The organism is Collinsella sp. An307, from assembly GCF_002161805.1.
Classification (GTDB): Bacteria; Actinomycetota; Coriobacteriia; order Coriobacteriales; family Coriobacteriaceae; genus Coprousia.
Window position 1 is genome coordinate 59925 of sequence record NZ_NFIP01000006.1, and the last position, 18191, is coordinate 78115.

General features: G+C 63.8%; 15 protein-coding genes and 3 tRNA genes. 4 read left to right on the forward strand and 14 right to left on the reverse strand.

What is annotated here, in order from left to right; genetic code table 11:
- Positions 1–258 precede the first annotated feature (258 nt).
- The 5 genes from B5F89_RS06250 to B5F89_RS06270 form a co-directional block, all read right to left on the reverse strand.
- Complete coding sequence (locus tag B5F89_RS06250) at positions 259–939, reverse strand: cytochrome c3 family protein (RefSeq protein WP_087430934.1); 681 nt, start codon at positions 937–939, stop codon at positions 259–261.
- Positions 940–960: 21 nt separating this feature from the next.
- Positions 961–3216, reverse strand: coding sequence for an aldehyde ferredoxin oxidoreductase (locus B5F89_RS06255; RefSeq protein WP_087430935.1), 2256 nt, complete (start codon positions 3214–3216; stop codon positions 961–963).
- A 16-nt stretch (positions 3217–3232) separates the two neighbouring features.
- The gene (locus B5F89_RS06260) at positions 3233–3955 is read right to left on the reverse strand and encodes a 4Fe-4S binding protein (RefSeq protein ID WP_087430936.1); all 723 of its coding nucleotides are present in this window, start codon (positions 3953–3955) and stop codon (positions 3233–3235) included.
- Positions 3956–4243: 288 nt separating this feature from the next.
- The gene (locus B5F89_RS06265; protein ID WP_087430937.1) at positions 4244–4834 is read right to left on the reverse strand and encodes an iron-sulfur cluster assembly scaffold protein; all 591 of its coding nucleotides are present in this window, start codon (positions 4832–4834) and stop codon (positions 4244–4246) included.
- Between the two features lie 77 nt (positions 4835–4911).
- A complete protein-coding gene (locus B5F89_RS06270; RefSeq protein ID WP_087430938.1) occupies positions 4912–5706 on the reverse strand; it encodes a hypothetical protein in 795 nt (264 codons plus the stop codon).
- A gap of 124 nt (positions 5707–5830) precedes the next feature.
- On the opposite strand from B5F89_RS06270, the gene B5F89_RS06275 reads away from it, so the two are divergent.
- A complete protein-coding gene (locus tag B5F89_RS06275) occupies positions 5831–7384 on the forward strand; it encodes a LuxR C-terminal-related transcriptional regulator (protein WP_087430939.1) in 1554 nt (517 codons plus the stop codon).
- A gap of 238 nt (positions 7385–7622) precedes the next feature.
- Here B5F89_RS06275 and purB read toward each other — a convergent pair whose 3' ends face one another.
- Entirely contained in the window at positions 7623–8969 is a 1347-nt protein-coding gene (gene purB, locus B5F89_RS06280; protein ID WP_087430940.1) for an adenylosuccinate lyase, read from the reverse strand.
- 137 nt (positions 8970–9106) lie between these two features.
- Positions 9107–10135 (reverse strand): DUF4013 domain-containing protein, encoded by a 1029-nt coding sequence (locus B5F89_RS06285; RefSeq protein WP_158098434.1) that lies wholly within the window; start codon positions 10133–10135, stop codon positions 9107–9109.
- A 243-nt stretch (positions 10136–10378) separates the two neighbouring features.
- Here B5F89_RS06285 and B5F89_RS06290 point away from each other — a divergent pair.
- From B5F89_RS06290 to B5F89_RS06300, 3 genes are all read left to right on the forward strand, one after another.
- Positions 10379–10469 (forward strand) — tRNA-Ser (locus B5F89_RS06290).
- Between the two features lie 50 nt (positions 10470–10519).
- Positions 10520–10610, forward strand: a tRNA-Ser gene (locus tag B5F89_RS06295).
- Positions 10611–10796: 186 nt separating this feature from the next.
- Complete coding sequence (locus B5F89_RS06300) at positions 10797–11738, forward strand: TRIC cation channel family protein (protein ID WP_239286697.1); 942 nt, start codon at positions 10797–10799, stop codon at positions 11736–11738.
- 385 nt (positions 11739–12123) lie between these two features.
- On the opposite strand, the gene B5F89_RS06305 is transcribed toward B5F89_RS06300, so the two are convergent.
- The 7 genes from B5F89_RS06305 to B5F89_RS06335 all read right to left on the reverse strand — a co-directional run bounded on the left by B5F89_RS06305 (position 12124) and on the right by B5F89_RS06335 (position 18110).
- Positions 12124–12200, reverse strand: a tRNA-Met gene (locus B5F89_RS06305).
- 134 nt (positions 12201–12334) lie between these two features.
- On the reverse strand, positions 12335–12529 hold the full coding sequence (locus B5F89_RS06310) for a CcmD family protein (RefSeq protein ID WP_087430942.1): 195 nt from the start codon (positions 12527–12529) through the stop codon (positions 12335–12337).
- Positions 12530–12532: 3 nt separating this feature from the next.
- On the reverse strand, positions 12533–13522 hold the full coding sequence (gene ccsA, locus B5F89_RS06315) for a cytochrome c biogenesis protein CcsA (RefSeq protein ID WP_087430943.1): 990 nt from the start codon (positions 13520–13522) through the stop codon (positions 12533–12535).
- Positions 13523–13560: 38 nt separating this feature from the next.
- Positions 13561–14346, reverse strand: coding sequence for a heme exporter protein CcmB (locus B5F89_RS06320; RefSeq protein WP_087430944.1), 786 nt, complete (start codon positions 14344–14346; stop codon positions 13561–13563).
- A gap of 1 nt (position 14347) precedes the next feature.
- Positions 14348–15193, reverse strand: coding sequence for an ABC transporter ATP-binding protein (locus tag B5F89_RS06325; RefSeq protein ID WP_239286698.1), 846 nt, complete (start codon positions 15191–15193; stop codon positions 14348–14350).
- A complete protein-coding gene (gene ccsA, locus B5F89_RS06330) occupies positions 15186–17339 on the reverse strand; it encodes a cytochrome c biogenesis protein CcsA (RefSeq protein ID WP_087430945.1) in 2154 nt (717 codons plus the stop codon). Before ccsA (B5F89_RS06330) ends, B5F89_RS06325 begins: the two co-directional genes overlap by 8 nt.
- 81 nt (positions 17340–17420) lie before the next feature.
- A complete protein-coding gene (locus B5F89_RS06335) occupies positions 17421–18110 on the reverse strand; it encodes a cytochrome c maturation protein CcmE (protein ID WP_087430946.1) in 690 nt (229 codons plus the stop codon).
- Between the last annotated feature and the right edge of the window lie 81 nt (positions 18111–18191).

An 18191-nucleotide genomic window follows, 5' to 3' on the forward strand; every position in this document is an offset into this window, starting at 1 on the left:
TGTGTATGGTGAAACTGCACCAACTCTCAAGCACGATATCCTCAACAAGCTCTGTAGCTGGGAATACGTTCGAACCACATTTTAGGGCCGCAACTTTCGGTATACACAATTTTTCGGTAGGCACCTTCGGTATACACAATGTTTGCCTAGACCCCCTCGTCGGCGCATCACGAAAGCCAAACCGTACAAAAAGCCCCCGAGAAGATGGTCTTCTCGGGGGCTTCGGTCAGCTTATACAAGCAACAAGCTTATGCGAGCTTACTCCGTGGTAGTCGCCTCGAACAGGTCGGGGGTAGTCCAGCCATCGGGCACCGCGCCGGTCTTGCCGTCGTAGCCGAGGTCCTGGACCGTCCAGCCCTCGGGCACGCCGCCCTCGCCCTCCCAGGCGCCGACCTGGTGGCAGGTGGCGCAGGTGAAGACGCTCTGGTCGTGCATGCGGTGGCAGGTGTTGCACTGCTGCACGCCATGGTAATCGCTGTGCGGGTCAAAGCTCAGGTCAGCCGTCGAGGACTCGGTCGCACCGGGCATCACGCCAGCGCCGGTGTGGCAGCCGCTCTGGAGGCAGAACTCGTTGGAGTAGCTCTCCTTGGCGAGCGGGGTGTCATAGCCGCCGGAGAGCTGCGCCTGGATCTGCGAGCCCATCTGGCCGAGCGTCTGCTCGTGGCAGCCGAGGCACTGGTTGTCCACAACGCCCTTGTGCGCATAGGCAAGTGACGTGGTGTCGTTCTCGAAGGACTGATAGTACTTGCCCATGGTGCTGTGGCAGAGGCTATCGCAGAACTCCGGAGTGGAGCGCCAGGCCCAGCCGGCAACACCGAGGACCGTGACCACCACGACGGCGGCGATCACGATCGGGAGGCGCTTGGCCTTCCAATTAATCTTCTTCTTCGGAGCATCAGCGGTCTCGGCCGCCGTGGTCTCCTGCTTCTCTTCAGCCATCGGTATCTCCTCTCAGGCAGCTTAGGCCAGCGCCGGGTTGTCGCCGCAGTAATCGGCGAGCACGCCGGCGTACTTGCGGGTGCGCTCGTCATAGGACTTGCCGCCCTCGGTAAGGAGACCAAGCTCCTCGAGGTCGGAGGCAACGTCGTCGAGGCCGAGGTCCGTGAGGCACTCCTTGGTCGGGCAGCCGAGCTCGGCGTCCCAGCCAAAGCGCTCGTACATCATGGTGAGGGCCGTCTTCCAGTCCTCGCGCTCCATCTTGTTGGTGCCCTTGGTGAACGGCTCGATGTCCGGATCCTTGGTGAAGACCCACTCGGTGATGACGTCGTGGACGTTGCGGAAGTCATTGCAGCCCAGGTTGCCGTCGGCGTCTTTCATGCCGCGGGCGGTGTTGGCGCGCTGGAGGGTCATAACGCGCTCGGCGGCCTTGTAGAGGTCGTCGATCGTGATCTCCTGGCCGGTGACCGCGGTGTAGAACTGAGCCTCAAGGTCGAGGTCGCCGCGGTAGCTGCGCTCCTTGGCAGGGGCCATGGCCATCGGCCACACCCAGTTGCAGAGCGTCAGGCAGTCATGCAGCACGTCGGTGACGATGCTCCACCAAGCGAACTCGGCCTTGTACTCGTTCATGGGCGTGTAGTCGTTGTTGGGGTCGATAGCATCCTCGGAGCCCCACATCTCGGCCGCCATCTCCTTCTTGAGGTCGATGGGAAGACCGCAGCCCTGGAAGTTCACCGCAGAGTGAATCATGTCGTCGCGGTTGAAGACCATGTTGTAGAGGCCGCCGGTCTGGCCGAAGCACTCGATGGCGTGGTGGACGGGCCAACCACGATAGTTGATGAGGCAGGAGGTCGCGTTGTCGAACCACTCCATGTGGTCCCACTCCTTGCACCACACGATCGGGCCGTGGCCAAGAAGCGCGATGGGCTTCTTCTCGACGTCGTTCTCGGCGATGTCGCAGAGGATCTTGATGAACGAGGTCGGGTCGCCGTTGTTCACGATGGCGTCGAAGTTGTACTCGGCCATCTGCTCGGGCGTGCAGTGCTCGGCGAGGATGCCCTTGGTGTAGGTCCAGGCGATGTCGCGGTAGAGCTGCGCGTAGTTGCACCACAGGCCGAGGTCGTCGACCGTGTTGGAGATGAGCTGATCGTAGAAGACGGAGGTGTCGGTGTTGGTGCCCTCCTCGGTCTTAAGACCGGTCGCCTTCATGATCGGCTGCATGTAGCTCGAGAACGGGAAGTTCGGCACGCAGGTGTTACCCGAGGACTGGTAGCCCGTGGCCTCGTAGACGCGCGGGTCCTGGATCTGCGAGTAGCAGCGCACGGGGCAGCCGTGGCAGCCGGCCATCTTGACGGTGTACTTCTCCGCCTCGGGGCCGAGGTCCTTGGTGGACTTCATGCAGCGGTAGCCCATGGTGTTGGGCTCGAAGGGCTTGGGCTCGCCGGTCTCGATGGGGCCGCCCTCGGCAGCTGCCCAGTAGAGGCCCTTGCGAGCGGTCCAACGCGAGCCGGAGTCGTAGTACTCGGCCCAGGACTGCTGGGTGCTCGGCACGACGTGGTTGTTGTTGGAGCCGAGGACCTGGGCGATCATGTAGTCGGAGAGGTCGGCGACCATCTGCGGGTCGGCAACGTTCACGGCCTTGGTGCCCTTGACGACAACGGCCTTGCACTTCTTGGAGCCAAGGACCGCGCCGAGGCCCGCGCCCGCGGAGTGGCTACGGGTGTTCATGACGCACGCGTAGGGGAGCAGGTTCTCACCGGCAGGGCCGATGGTGGCAACGCAAGCCTCGAGGCCGTGCTTCTTGCAGAGAGCCTCGGTGGTCTCGCGGGTGCCCTTGCCCCAAACGGCGGAGGCGTCCTCGATCGAGATCTTGTCGTCGTCGATCAGGATGTAGACGGGCTTGTCGGAAGCGCCCTCGATGATCAGGCCGTCATGGCCGGAGTACTTGAGGGTGGCACCGAGCTGGCCGCCGCAGTGAGCGTCGACAACGAGGTAGTCCGTGGTGAACGTGGAGAGCGTCGCCCACGTGGAGCGGCCGCCCAGAGGCACACCCGAACCGGTGAGAGGGCCGACGGCGAGGACAGCCTTGTTCTCGGGCGCGTCCCACGCGGTGCCGGCGGGCACCTCGTCATACATAATCTTGTTGGCGAAGCCCATGCCGCCGATGTAATCGGCCTGCATGGCCTCGTCGGACTCGACGGAGATGTCTCCCGTCGTGAGGTTGACGCGCGCGATCTGGCCCGCCCAACCGTAAGAACCATAGGTGGCAGTATCAGCCATTGCGTATCTCCAATCTTTAAGCGACCTTGCCGCCGCCGACGAAGTCCTGCTGCTCGCCTACGAGCGGGTACGGATTCTCCTGACGGGTCGGGCCAGACGAATGGCTGACATCCTCCCACTCGATGAGCTCGATGGCGCCGTTGGGGCACTGCGCTGCGCAGCGGCCGCAGGCGACGCACTTGCGGGACTTGCCGGTGACGGTGTTGATCACGGGCATGTCGTACGGGCAGGCGGTCACGCAAGCGCCGCAGCCCACGCACTTGTCCTCGTCAACCACGCGAACGCCGTTGTCGTTGGTGGTGATGGCGCCGTGCGGGCAGGCGGTCTGGCAAAGGGCCGTCTTGCACATGTAGCACGCGCGGATGGTCCACTCCATGGAGTAGAAGATACCGTCGCCCGAGCCGAGCTCCTTGCCGTACTGGTAACCGTCGTGCACGTGAATACGCGCAGCGGCCGGCTGGCTCACGCCGTCGAGGGCGAGCGTGCAGGCCATCTCGCAGCGCTGGCATCCGGTGCAACGGGCACGGTTCACCTTGAGCACGTGGGACGGCGTGGCGTAGTAGTCCAGGTCGCCCATGGAGCTCGTCGGCGCGGCGGCCGCCTCCTCCGGGAGCAGGCCGAGCGCCACCATGCTCGCCACGAACGCACCCGAGACCTTCACAAACCCGCGACGGGTGAAGAAGGATTCGAGGCGATCCGCGCCCGAGCCCACCAGCTCTGTGGTGGTGTTCTCTTTCATAGTTCCCTCCCCTACTGGTTACGGCGGTTCCCCGCCGTGGTTCGATATGACGTGCGCACCTGGCGACGGTACGCATTTCGCCGCATATCATTGTCACCTTTGTTTGTTCGCAAGCCTCACCTGCTTCCGGGTAATTTGCGCCTTTTAGTGCATTTTCAGGCACAACAGGCTGTCACCTGTTTGAGGTGACCTGTCGCAAAACGGCATATAACTGTCACGTTTGGGGACGGGGTCGTTTTGTGCACGACGATCGCACGTTTGGGGACGGGGTTGTTTCGTGCAGCCCGGCTAAATCTCGCCCGCCTCGCGGAGCTCTTGGTCCACACGGCTATCGCGCAGCGAGCAGTTCTCAGTAATCATGCACGGGACCGAAAGCCGCGTGCAGGGAAGCACCTCATCCAGCTCCGCGATCGAGAACTTGCGGACGCGCAGATAATAATCGCCCACCAGGGCGCGCACCGCTTCGAGCGCAAAGACGAGCGTGTAGTTGCGGCTCCCCGGCAGAGGACCGGTGAGCTCCTCAATGTCCTCGCGGGTGATGGCGAGCGCCTCGTCAACGGTCTTGCCGCGCAAAAGCGTTGCGAGTGCCGTGGCGCACGCGATGGCGGCAAGGCATCCATGGCTGCGGAAGCCCACCTCGCCAAACGTCCCCGTCTCCGGATCAATCTGGGCAAAGAGCTGCATCTGCACCGTGCCGCGCTTCTCCTTGCCAACGCTGCAGAAGACGTTGGCCCCATCCGGGATGCCACCGTTGGCAGCATCGGCAATCAGGTCGATGGTCTTCTTGTCGTATTCCGAGATGGGCGCGTCCTTCTCAATCTGGTACATATCGGGCGTACGCAGAAACGGCGTGTCCTCGGTCAGGCGGTTCTTGGGCATGGGTTCTCCTCAATACATCTCGGCGCTATAGGCCCAGGTGGCATACGGCATATACGGACTCGCACCGCAAACGCGCATTACGGATTGCGCTGCTGCTCCACCCCGTACCACTCCGCAAGCGAGCGCGCCTGCGCCTCGGACAGGTAGATATCCGAGTAATAGTAAGTGCGGCCGTTGCTCGCATGGGTCTCGTGGATGTCCTTGAACGAGCCCGCCTCTTGCACCTTAGCAAAGACCTCGCGCGTGTGCGCGGGTGACCACAGATAGGGCGGATTCATAAGGCTATCGATACCCAAGGGGCGTGGGTAGGTGCTCGACTCGGTGCGCACCACGTCGACAAACGTGGCAACATCGTTGTCCTCCGCCGTGTGGTAGAGAGCCTTCGCGAAACTGTGTGAGAGCAGCGCCGCCGAATAGAGGTAGGTCGCCTTCTTGCCCTGCAGGATGGCGATGTCTACAACCGAGCGCTCGGGAAGCGGGTCGTCTTCGTTCAGCTCGCGGCCCTCAAGCTCAACGTCAAGGGGCTTGGGCGCAGCAAGGCGGCCCATGACGGGCTTTGCTTCGGCGTGCTCATGGGTATCGAGATAGTCCATGAACTTTTGCTCGAACTCCTTGGCGGTCATCCCCTCAGGCGCGATGGCGCGCTTGCGCCACCGACCCGTTGTGGTGAGCTTTCCCTCGTAGGAACGCTGACGCACGTCGGTAAGCGCTGCATCGAGAGCGCGAATCCACGCGTTCTTGGCGTGAATCGCCGCGCGTTCCTCGTCCGTCAGGGCTTCCGCCTCTTGATTGTTCGCCTCAGCCGCAACCTCCACGGCCGCGTCCTCAACAGCGGTCGCCTCAGCCGGCGCAATATCGTTTCTCTCCTCCATGGGGCCCCTTCACTCATGGGTTACCTGCGTCGATTCGCATGCATCACAGTTTAGTACAAGGTATACTTCATATCACCTCAAACAGGTGACCCCAATCAGGGTACCTTCGCAGTAAGGATGAGACGTGGCAGCAGAACCCGTTGACAACGCTTCGAGTGAAGACGCCAAGCGCGTGCTCCTACCTGCTGTTTTGGGCCTTGCATTTGCCGCCGCCTCGTTTGGCCTCACCGCCCAAGGGGGCGCCCTTGCCGGCGTGTCACCCGCCTTTGAGGGCACGGCAACGCTTGTCACCTGTGCGATGGCAGCCGCTCTCATGCTGAGCGCCTGGCATCACGGGCGCCTAGCCAAGCGCGCTGTCTTTCTCATCACCTTTGTCGCCATCCATATAGCCGGCATCGGTGCGCTCGGGCTTGTCTTTCTGGACATCACGCGTCCCGCACAGGCTGCCCTGTGGGCCGTGGCGCTCGAGGCCGTGAGCGGATGCGGCAGCGCCCTGCTTATGTTCTATTGGCTCCGCAAGCTCCGCGGCACCTCGGCAACCACCGTATCCGCCGTGTCGTTTGCCGCGCTCGCGCTGGGCACCGCCGTGACATTTGTGGCAGGTATTGCGGGACCTCTCGCCTGCCATGTTGCGGCCTTTGCGCTCTCGTTTGCCCAGTTTGCCACCACTCGCGCATCACGCCGTTTCGAGGCACCGGGCGGCGCCTTCCCCGCTCACCCCGAGATGTACTTTGGCACGAGCGAGGAGCGCTTCTCGGACCGCGGCTACCTCGCTGCCGCACTTGCTGGCGTATGCGGCGTTTCCCTTGCGGCCGGTATGGCCAACGCTTTTGCCATCTCGGTCGAGGGATCGGCGGGCCTTGAGTTTGTTTCCCGCCTCATCACCCTCGTGCTGGTGTGCGCGGCCGCGGCGGCGGTCATGCGCCGCTCGCTCGAGACGCAGGAGCGCTCGTTTGTCGCCAACATTTGGATTGCCCTTTGCCTGCTGTTGAGCATCGGCGCGGTCTTCCTGTCGTTCAGCGGGCCAGCCGCCTACATCGGCGGCGCCGTTGATGCCGCTGTCCTGCTTCTTCTACAGGCACATATCTGGTATCTCTCGGTGGCGTTCTCGAGCTACGGCAAGCTCGACCCCTACATCTACGCCGCAGGCTCCTGGATCGCGCTCCACGCGTTCCACGTTACGGGCACGGCCCTCGGCCATCTTATTGCCGGCGCCACGCCGCAAAACCCCGCGCCCGCCATCGCCCTCATGGGTCTTTGCGCGGTAGGCGCCACTCAGATTGTGTTCTCACAGCTGCTCGCCGACCCTGAGCGCACGCCCCTGCCCGGCACCGCCGCTCAGGCAGCCGCGGCCCAGATCCTCCCGCAAAACGCGCCGAGCATGCTCGCTCCTGCCTCGACAGAAGCGCCTTCCTTGGGCACGGCGGCAGACGCCGGCGCGCCCTCTGATGTGCACATCGCCACCTCGGTCATCGCCATGGGGCAGCGTTTTGGCCTCACCGGCCGCGAAATCGAGGTTCTCACCCTCTACGCCCTCGGCCACACGCAAGCGCGCGTGAGCGAGGAGCTCCACCTCTCGCAAAACACCGTACACACCCACATCAAGCGCATCTACGACAAGTGCGACTTGCACTCGCGCCAGGAGATTCTCGATTACCTGAATGAATACGGCGGCTAGGTTCCGTATCAACATGTAGGTATGTGCACTATTTTGCACATACCTGTTTTGTTATGCGCAGGCGCTCCTCGACAACATTGGCATACGCAAGCACGCTCCAACAACATTGGCATACGCAAACGCGCCCCGACGCTCGGCCGGGACGCGTTTCTGCACCAAGAGTTCTTGGCAGCTAATTGATAGGTTCTACCAGCCGGATACCTTCCACCGGCCGGCAAACCGCAATCAGCTGCAAGCCTTACGCGAAATCGAGCTCCTCGAGACGGTCGAAGACGCGGTCGACGCGCGTGAGGAAGTCCCACGGATCGAAAATCTCGTCCAGCTTCTCGGGCGCGACCGTGCAACGCGGGTCGGCCTCGAGCTTCTCCCGGAACGTGGTGCCGCCGGCGCACTGCTGCACCTCGCGCCACGTGGCCATGGCGTTCTCCTGCACGATGGCGTAGGCCTCCTCGCGCGTGATGCCCGTCTCCACGAGGGCGAGCAGCACCTTGGACGAGAAGATGAGGCCGCGGGTCTTGTTGAGGTTGGCCTTCATCTGCTCCGGATAGAGGATGAGACCGTCGACCACGCGGGTGAGGCACTGGAACATATGGTCAAGCGCGATAAAGCTGTCGGCCTGCGCCACGCGCTCGGCGGAGCTGTGCGAGATGTCGCGCTCGTGCCAAAGGGCAACGTTGTCGAAGGCCACCTGCGCGTTGGCCTTCACCACGCGGGAGAGGCCGCAGACCTTCTCCATGGTGATGGGGTTACGCTTGTGCGGCATGGCGCTCGAACCCTTCTGGCCCTTCTTGAAGGGCTCCTCGGCCTCAAGGGTATCGGTCTTCTGGAGGTTACGGATCTCGGTCGCAATGCGCTCGCAGGTAGCGGCCGTAGTGGCGAGCACGCCGGCAAGATAGGCGTGGTGGTCGCGGCTAATGACCTGCGTGGACAGCGGGTCGTGCACAAGGCCCAGGTGCTCGCAGACGTACTCCTCCACAAACGGGTCGATGGAGGAGTAGGTGCCCACCGCGCCCGAGATAGCGCCAAAGGCAACGTTGGCGCGGGCGTCGATCAGGCGGTCGAGGTCACGCTTGAGCTCCCACGCCCAGCTGCCAAACTTCATACCAAAGGTCATGGGCTCGGCGTGAATGCCGTGGGTGCGGCCAGCGCAAAGGGTGTTGCGCTCCTCAAAGGCGCGGCGCTTGCAGATGGCGCCGAGCTTTTTGACGTCCTCAATGATGATGTCGGTCGCCTGCACGAGCTGGTAGCAAAGCGCCGTATCGCCGAGGTCGGAGCTCGTCATGCCAAAGTGAACCCAGCGGCTAGGCTTGGGCTCGCCCTCGGGAACCTCGGCATCGATATATTCACCCATGTTAGTAAGGAAGGCGATAACGTCGTGGTTGGTCACGGCCTCGATGGCGTCGACCTCGTCCTTGTTGAACTTGGCGTGATCGCGAATCCACGCGGCCTCCTCGCGCGTGATGCCAATCTGGCCGAGCTCGGCCTGCGCCTCACAGGCGAGGACCTCGATTTCCTGCCAGATGGCGTACTTGTTCTCGAGAGAGAAGATGTGACCCATCTCGGGACGGGTGTAGCGATCGATCATGCTGAGCTCCTTTGCGCGGCAGCCGGCAACCGAGCCGCCGGTGCGGCCCGCTCTTACCCGTCTATTGTACGGCACGGGGCGCGCCTCGCCAGGTGGGCGCGGCGAGGCGCACAAGCAACGCAAAGGTGGGGTGAGGTTTAGCCTGCAACCGGCGAATCGTCATCCCAATAGGAGCCGCCCTCGGTGGGCGCCGCGCCGGCGCGGGCGTCGTCGCCCTGCGCGCTGCCAGGCGGCACCGGAGCCGTACCCGCACCGCCGCGCGAAGAGAACCCGCCGCGATCTGCCGGGACGCCCTCGGGCAGGGGATCTGCCGACACGCCCCAGCGCGCGACCTCAAACCGGCAGAACCACTGGCCCATAGCGTTTATGGCCACCATCTGCATGGCAATGCAGACCACGCCGTAGAAAAACGCGGCGGCGATCAACAAAAGGACCGCAAAGATAATGGGGCCGGCGCCCCAAGACGAGAGCTGCTCCAGCGGGTAGCCGCCGTGCCCCAGGTGAAACGCGATGCCGCCGTGGCGCGCGTAGGAGACAAAGCCGCCAAAAGCGAGCGCACCGCCGAGCGCGGTGGTCGCGAGTGTGTACACGATGCTGAGCGCCCCGCCCGCAAGCGACACGAGCCACGTCTTGAGAAAACCGCCCGGGTCGCGCGCAATCATCTGAAACAGCCGGTCGACGCGCCACCCTGCAGCAAAGCTGTCGTAGAGCGTGGCGCGCATCATCGCCGCCATAAGGAACGTACCGAGCACAAGGCCCACGGCAAGCGCGATTACGCCCCAAAGCGAAAGCTCGGTAATGCCGTCGACAATGGAAGCGGCAGAAAGGCCCGAGCCCATGGGCAGAAAACGCATGAGCCGGTCGATGCGGCTAAAGCCAAAAACCGCGAGCGCAAACCGTACGATCATGCCCATAAGCAGAAAGACCAAAAAGGCCCTACCACCTGTGGTAAGGACCTTGCCGTAGTCTACGTTGCGGCGCTTGGGCGCAGTGTCGATCCCCCACGCCGTGAAGCGCGCCCACTCGTAGGCGTAACCAAAAACAGCGATCTGTCCCAGGATGGGAATCCAGCCCACAAGCGCGAGCAAACAAAGGGGGATGATCCAACCGCGCTCGTGCGTGAGCATCCGCCACGATGTCGAGAAACCAAGTTCCCGTGAAAGCATCCGAGCTCCTTCCTCCTTCCCGCGCGCGACGTGCAGGCATCTGCGCGCGGAATCTCCTCTTAAGTGTACCTGTGACGCCCCATGAGCCAGATGCGCAACTCGACCCTTAAGTTGCACTTTGGCGTCGTATAAGTCTTTTTTAAGCGCTCGCCCAAACCCGGCGGAGCACATCCACCACGTTCTTTACAGAAAATCGCGTTTGCATCGCGTGAGGTTTACGGTACAATTGCCTGTGCTTGCAACGGAGAGTTGTCCGAGTGGCCGAAGGAGCACGATTGGAAATCGTGTAGGCGGCAAAACCGTCTCCAGGGTTCAAATCCCTGACTCTCCGCCAGTTGCCTTTTCTCGCGGCGTGCCTTCTGGGCACGCCGTTTCACCCCATGCGGAGGGGTGGCAGAGTGGTTGAATGCGGCGGTCTCGAAAACCGTTTGGCCTGTATAAGGTCACGAGGGTTCGAATCCCTCCTCCTCCGCCAGCATAGACGCTCACGGGCCTCCATCCGATTGTCGGAACGGGGCTCGTTTCTTTTTTGCCCCGCGCCGCCGCCTAGGCGCTTGCCCTCTTCTCCTCACAATTCAGTCCCATCTTTGGCGTACGTTTTGGCACGATTCTCGCTAAGATATACGGGGCCTGTACGCATGTTGATGTGAAGGAACCGGTCGTGTCCCTCGCCACCTACGCCATAGCAGCGGCGCCTGCCGCGCTCGCCATACCCGTCACCAGCGGTGCTGTTGATACGCCCGTTGCGGTGCCGGTGTGGCTCGAGCTCATCGCTATTGTGGTGGCATCTATCTCCGGCGCGCTTACGGCGCGCGAGAAAAAACTCGACCTCGTTGGTGCGGTGTGTCTGGCCGTCCTTTGCAGCCTGGGCGGCGGTCTTCTGCGCGACATGACGCTGCAGGTAGGAAACGTCTATATCCTCAACCAGCCGATAGCCATGCCGGCTGCCATTCTCACGGCTGCCGTGGTGTTTGTTGCGCCGTCGGTTATTGCCAAGCAGGACCGCTTGATTGCCGTACTCGACATCTTTGCGGTCGGGCTCTACGCCGCAACCGGCGCCGACAAAGCCCTGGTGTACGGCTTTGACCCCATCATCTGCATCACCATGGGATTTTTCACGGGCGTGGGCGGCGGCATGCTGCGCGATGTCTTTTTGGGGCAGGTCCCCTATATCTTCCAACGCAGTAACCTCTACGCGGTTGCCGCCATCGCGGGTGCGGGCGTCTACGTGCTGTTTGCCGCTGCGGGCATCTCGCACGTGGTGGGCGTCGTTGCGTGCGTGGGCGTGACCATGGGCCTGCGCTGGCTGTCGCTTCGCTACAACATCTTGAGCCCTACCGAGCTCGACCTTACGCGCATGGTACCGCGCCGCCATGGTAGGCGCCTTGCCGCTGACGCCGCAGAGGACACGGCGCGCGCCGAGGCGCCTGCCGCCAAGCCCCGCATCGACCGGCCCGATCGCTCCGCCGCCGAGCTGGCACGACGCCGTCGTCGCACGCTGGCCGATATCGAGAGCCGCCGCGAGCTGGAGCGCCGCGCCACCGCGCTTGACCGGCTGAGGCGCAACCGCCGTCGTCGCGAGCAGCGCAAACTCGATCTATAGAATGCGGTAAGGTCGCGCTAGACTCTCGCCCGATCTTAGGCAAGCGTTCCAGGGCGGCTCCGCCGCGTTCCAGCCCTCCGCCGCGGACCATTCTGCTCAAAAATGCAGCTATTCAACAATCTGAATGTGCGCCGAGCAATAGAAGCCCTTATCAACCACTCAAAACCGCAGGTTAATTCCCTCACCGCGGCACGCATACTCCGGAAGTGGAGCGCAGATTATTGAATAGTTGAAATTCTGTCCGCTCAGGACCGCTAGCGGCGAATGCGCCCTACTCCAAACGGGTATGGAATATCGCCAACATAGCTCCTAGCCGGTATTGATATATTTTCGACAGGATAAGAAAAAACTCGGAGCCGTAAGTTGGCTCCGAGTTGCGAATTCTTGGTCGCGGGGGCAGGATTTGAACCTACGACCTCCGGGTTATGAGCCCGGCGAGCTACCAGACTGCTCCACCCCGCAATGTCTGGATGCGCCTTTGCGCAAGAGAGTATATTACGCTTCCGCATGCGCGATTGCAAGCCGCCAGCCAAAGGTTGTGAAGGCTGCTCCACAATAGGGCCGGCGGGCGGCTGCGAACGCGCTGCGCAGGCAGGTTAGCGCTCGAGCTTCTCCTCACGGGCGGCAAGGGCCTGCTTGAGCGCATCGAGGTCGCGCTCGGTGCGCTTGGCGCGGCGCGACAGGACAAACGCGTAGACCGCAAGCGCGAGCCAAATGCCCACGTAGGCAGCGATAACAAAGGGAGCGGCGGGCAAAACGGTCGAGTAGACCTCGGCAAGAATGGGATCCATGGGTTAGACCTCCTGAGAGGACGGGGCGGACTGATCGGAATCGCGGGTCGCGTCTGCTGCGGGGGCAGCATTTGAACCTACGACCTCCGGGTTATGAGCCCGGCGAACATCGGGTGCGGCGGCAGGGGCAACGTCTGCCGCGGGGGCGCTGAGCTTGGCGCCGGCGGCGCGCAGGCGCTCGAGGGCCTCGTCGGCGGCGGCGCGCTCACGCCAAGCATCCTGCTCCTCAAGGCGCTCCTTCAGCTCCTCCACCTCTGCAGCGTCTGAATTGATGCGAAGCGCTATGCGCGTGAGCGCAAACGCCACGAGAAGCATGCCAAAAAGCCCCAGCAAAAACGGGATGAGCATCATGGGCGGCAGACCGCTGTCGGTGCGAAAGACCACCGGGTGAATCGAGCTCGGCACCAGGCGCGTGATGAGAAACGAGATGGGCGCGTCCACAAAGGCCACGATGCCAAACACGGCAGAGAAGCGCGCGCGGCGCTCGGGATCCTCGATTGCATTACGCAGGATAAAGTAGCCGATAACGAGCAGCATGAGGATGAAGTACGTGGTGAGGCGCGGCTCCCAAACCCACCAGACGCCCCACTCGAACCGGGTCCAAAGGTCGCCCGAGATCATGGTTGCTGCCACGAAGACGAGCGTGACCTCCATGGCGGTTTTGGACCACACGTCAAAGCGGCGCTCCCCCGTCATGAGGAAGCGAACGGCCCAGAACGCCGCAAACGCCATGACGGCAAACGACGCCACGGCAACGGGAACGTGCAGGTAGAAGATCTTTTGGCTAAGCAGCAGCTTGGTCGTAATCTGCTGACCGGCAATGACCACCGGCTCGGAAAGCTCGGCACCTTGCACCATGGGCGCCAACGTGAACGTCCACACGACGTCGATGAGCACGAGCAGCACCCCGAGCGCGAGCGCCGCGGGCACAAGCCTCTCGAGCGCGCCACCCGCGCGGCCGGTCCGGTCGGTTTGAAGCGTGTTGTGCGCCACCTTACCTCTTTCTCTGAAGTTACCGTAATGCAACTAATCTATCCCTCGACGGCGAACTCGTAAAGGCCCCACGCCGCCGCAATCATGACCACGTCGTAAGCGGCCGCTACGGCAAGCGAGGTCCAGAACGTGCCAAACGTGCCCTCGACCCCCATGAACGCGACCGACGTGGCCGAGACGCAGGCATAGAGCAGCGGGAAGATGACGGGGATGAGGAGAATGGCGAGCAGCACGTCGCGTCCGCGCGTGTCGATGGTCATGGTGGCGAGGAGCGTGCCCACGCCGGCGACGCCGATGGTACCCACGATGAGCGGGAGCACGATGTAGGGCGTGGTGGCGGCGAGCTCCGCCCCCGAGAGGAAGAACAAGAAGAAGAGCGGCACCGTGATGCACTCCACCACCGCGAGGAAGATTAGGTTGGCGGTGGCCTTTGCTAGAAAGATCACGGCGCGGTCCACGGGCGCGAGCAGGATGCCCTCGAGGCAGGAGGACTCCGTCTCGTGCGCAAAGCTGCGGTTGAGGCCGAGGAGACTCGTGAAGACGATGAGCGCCCAAAGCAGGCCGCCCGCAAACGACACGACCTGCAGGCGGTCGCCCACCTGCGCGAGCGCGGCGCCGTACACCGTGAGCACAAGAAGCGCGTAAACCACCATGGAGGTGAGCATCTCGCGCGTGCGGATCTCTTGGCGGAGGTCCTTTGCAAGAAGCGCCCGGTACTGCTGCCAGGACGAGGCGCGCCGGCGCGCAGCGGACGAGCGGGGCGCGGCGGACGTGGGGGGCTCGGCGCAGCGGGCTTTGGGCTGGTTGTTGGGCGTGCGTGCCATATCAGCTCACCCCCATGCCGACGGTCGCCAGGTAGAGCTCGCGGAACGCGTCGCGGTCGAGGCCCGCCTTCTCGGCCATAAGAACCACCTGCCCGCGCGCCAGGATGAGCGCGTGCGTGCAGAGGTCAAAGCCTTTGTCGAGGTCGTGGCTCACCATGATGAAGGTGCGCGAGGCGCGCTCGGCGCGGGCGCGGCCGATGAGCTCGTCAAACAGCTCTGCCGCGTGCGGGTCGAGGCCGGAGTAAGGCTCGTCGAGCAAAACGAGGTCGGGGTCGTTCACGAGGGCGCGCGCGATGGAGAGGCGCTGCTGCATGCCGCGCGAGTACGTGCGGACCGGGTCGTTGCGGCGGTGGTCGAGCTCCACCAGGCGCAGCAGCTCGTCGATACGCGCGCGGTCGGGCTCGCCGGTGTAGAGCGACGAGTAGAACGCGAGGTTCTCGTCGGCGGAAAGGTCACCGTAGAGCATGGAGCGATGGCTGATGAGGCCGAGGCGCGGGCGGAGCGCGTTGGGCTCCTCGAGCGCATCGATGCCAAGGATGTTGAGGGTGCCCGAGGTGGGGCGCGCAAGAAGCGCAAGCTGGCGGAGCAGCGTGGTCTTGCCGGCGCCGTTGGGGCCGAAAATGGAGACAAAAGCGCCGGTGGGAACGTCCAGGTCCACGCCGTCGAGGGCGCGGCGCTCGCCAAAGCGCTTGGTGAGGCCACGCGCGGAGATGGCGAGAGCGGGCGCGGGGGCGGCCGGGGCAAAACTGCCAGACGCGGGGGCAGAGGATTGTCCCGTTTCCGAGGCCACAGAACTGGCGACGGACCTCGTCCCCATGGTTGCGCCGCCTGCGGTGGTGCTAGCCACGGTCATCAGCCGCCAGGAGCGGCGTGGCGCGGCGCGGCAGGGCGGCGAGCACAATGCCCGCAATGCAGATGGCTCCTCCCACCCAGTTGCAGAGGATAAGCGGGTTGACCTTGACCGAGAGCGAGAGGGATCCATCCGCGTTGAGGCCCTGGAAAGCGACGAAGAGGTCCTCCGTGGGGAAGGTGAGCACGCTCGCATGGAGCGTCTGCTGCTGCGTGGTGGCCGAGACCTCGATGGCCGGGGCGAGCGTGCCGATGGTGGCGGACTCGTCGGCAGCGCCATCCGACGCGGCGCGGCTGACCGCGAGGTCGACCGTCATGATGCGGTTGTCGTGCGCATCAAAGGTGTCGTCGATGTTCTCGACCGTGAGCGTGTAGCCGCCCGCGGTCCCCTGCGCGCCCACCTCGGCAGCCACATTTACCGTCCGTTCCTGCACAAACATGCCGGAGCCCACGAGACCCACCAGAGCAATCGCGCAGCCCAAGTGCGCGAGGTAGCCGCCGGCCTGCGCGGGCGAGCGACGGAACAGGTTCACCGGCGCCGCGAGCGCGCTGTCACCCTTGGCAAGGCGGCCGCGCACGCCGCGACCCAAAAGATAGGCGGACGAGGCAAACAGGAGCGCCGCCGCTACGAGAGAGACCTCGGCAACGGCAAGGTAGTACAGGCGCGGCCCCTGCTCGGCAAGCGCTGCCGCCGCGTCGCCGCCCGCCGCGATGATCGCGTCGTAGGCGGGGACGAGCTCGAGCGCAAAGTACGCCTCGAGCGCCACAAGCACCACCACGCCGATGAAGAGTGGCACGCGGAAGTTCCGCCAGAAGGCAGCGCCCTCGGTACGGCGCCATCCAAGCAGCGGGCACACGGCCATGAGCAGGCCAAAGAGCGCCGTCGCCGGACGCGCGACCGCGTTGTAGACGCCGGCGGAGACCACCTGACCGCCGAGCGGCAGCCAGCTCGGCAGCGCGCTCGACACCGTAAGATACGCCACAAGGCACGCGCCCACGATGCACACCAGGTCGGTGATGTAATAGGAGCCGTTCTTGGAAAGGAGCGACTCGATCTCGTCGTCCTCGGCAAGCGCCGCGTTGCGATAGAGCAAAAGCAGCAAGAACGACAGCGCCGCAGCTATCATGATGCCGAGGAAGAAATAGGTCGAGACCGGGTCCTCGGCAAACGCATGCACCGACTGCACAAGGCCTGAGCGGGTGATGAACGTGCCGAGCACCACAAAGATAAAGGTGATAGTGGCGGCGAAAAGGCTCCAGCGCTTGAAGACGCCGCGGCGACGGTAAAGGGTAAAGCTGTGGATCATGGCGATGGCGGTGAGCCAGCTCATGAAGCTCGCGTTCTCGACCGCGTCCCAGGCCCAGAAGCCACCCCAACCGAGCACAACGTAGGCCCACACGGCGCCAAGCACCATGCCGATGGTGAGGAAGATGAAGCTAAAGACGGCTACGCGGTCGGCGTGCTCGACCCAGCGCGCCGAGAGGTCACCGGTGATAAGCGCGCCGATTGCATAGGCAAATGGCACGGCGCAGCCGGCGTAGCCGATGAAGGTCGCCGGCGGATGGAGGACCATCGCCCAATGGAGCAACAGCGGGTTCATGCCGCTCGACGCCCCCGCCATGAGCGAGCCATCGGCATTGAGGTACTCGGCGGGCGTGGCGATGAAGGCGTTGTTGGCATCGGAGAGCGCCATCGCGCAGGTGAAGAGCACGATCACAACCTCGGTCACGCCAAGGGCGGCGCAAGTGAGGGCGTCGGTCTGGCGCATGCGGCGCCAAGCGGTGGCCGCGGCAAAAAGGGAGATGAGCCAGGTCCAAAAGAGCAGCGAGCCCTGGCGGCCCGCCCACACGCCTGCGACCTGGTAGAGCACGCGCAGCGGGCTGTCGTCGACGGGGAAGTTCATCGCCACGTAGGAAAGCGTCATGTTCTCGGTAAGGAAACACACGAGAATGAGGCCGATGCAGAGCGTGAGCAGAAGCGCGTTCGCAAAGACGAGCATGAATCCTGTGTTGGCGAGGGCGCTCGCCCGCTTCTCGCCCGTGGTACCGCCGCGGGTCGCCGCCACGCTCGCCATGAGCGCCACAAACGCCACCGCGCCAACCGCGAGCGATAGGTTCTGCATGATGTTGCCGATAAGACTCATTGGGAAGGTTCTCCTCTACGCGATGTGCGGTACAAACGGAAAACGGGGCCGCGTGCGCTGCACCCTGGCCCCGTGCGGTGATTACTCGGTCACGGCCTCGTCGATGGCGGGCTGGTCGCTCGCCGTGAAAGTGCCGTCGGCGTTGAGCGCGCCCGACACCACAAGCGCCGTTCCGTCGGTCACGGCCTCGTCGATGCCGCCGTCCCAGATGACATTGATGGCTGCGCCCTGGCTCTCGAGCGTGAAGCGGTAACCCTCGGCGGCGTCGACGGGGAGCACCTCGCCGCGGACGTAGCCGCAGACCTTGGTTGTCTCGCCGGTCATGCTCTCCGCCTGATCAAGAAGGCCCTTGACGGTGAGGGACCCCTCGGCGCTCTCGTACTTGGAGGGGCACTTGGTGACGAGCTCGGTCGCCGTGAGCGTGTTGTCCGACTCAACCGTGCCTGTGCAAATGGCGACTACGCCGGTGCCAAAGGTGGCAGGCAAGGCGCCGTCGTAGCGAACGGTGAGGGTCTCCTGGCCGGAGGCGGCGGCTGAGCCCTCCTCGGGCTGGATCTCAAAGAGTGCAGTCGAGCCTTCGCTTGTGAGCGAATCCGCCACAACCGAGCCCGATACCTGCACCTTTTTGCCACGGTAATCGCCCGAGACCACGTCGGCGATGGAAAGCGAGCTCGCCGCGCCGCCCGATCCGGCAATGGCCACGATTACAAGCATCGCCACCACGATGATGCCGCCCACAACCACCAGGCGGCGTTTTGCTGATCTGTTCATGCGCACTCCATGCGAATAGTCGTTTTTCAGGTGTTAAGTATACAATGGGCGCGTGCGCGTGCGCGCGAAGCGGACCGCACG